General features: G+C 47.7%; 1 protein-coding gene. It reads right to left on the minus strand.

The window, feature by feature from the left end:
- Window positions 1-277: ABC transporter substrate-binding protein (locus IEQ44_RS15760; protein ID WP_264674494.1), on the minus strand; the 277-nt coding region annotated here is incomplete at both ends.

Genomic DNA, 277 nt, shown 5'->3' on the forward strand with positions numbered 1-277 from the left:
GTTGATGGTCAACGGTTTGTCTGCGGTATAACCCGCTTCAGCCAGCAGTTTTTTCGCTTCTTCGTTACGTTTTTCCTGGCTCCAGCCAAACCATTCTGGCTGAGTCAATTTTGCGCCATCAGTATACGGTGGAGTGTAACCATAGGCGGGCATGTTGCCCTGCGCTTTCACTTTATTAACAATGATATCGCGGTCCATACCTAGTTTCAGTGCGGTACGCACACGCACATCGTTGAATGGCGGTTTCTGGTTGTTAATTTCGTAATAGTAAGTGCAC

The sequence above is a fragment of the Nocardioides malaquae genome, from assembly GCF_015070385.1.
Taxonomy (GTDB): Bacteria; Actinomycetota; Actinomycetes; order Propionibacteriales; family Nocardioidaceae; genus Nocardioides; species Nocardioides malaquae.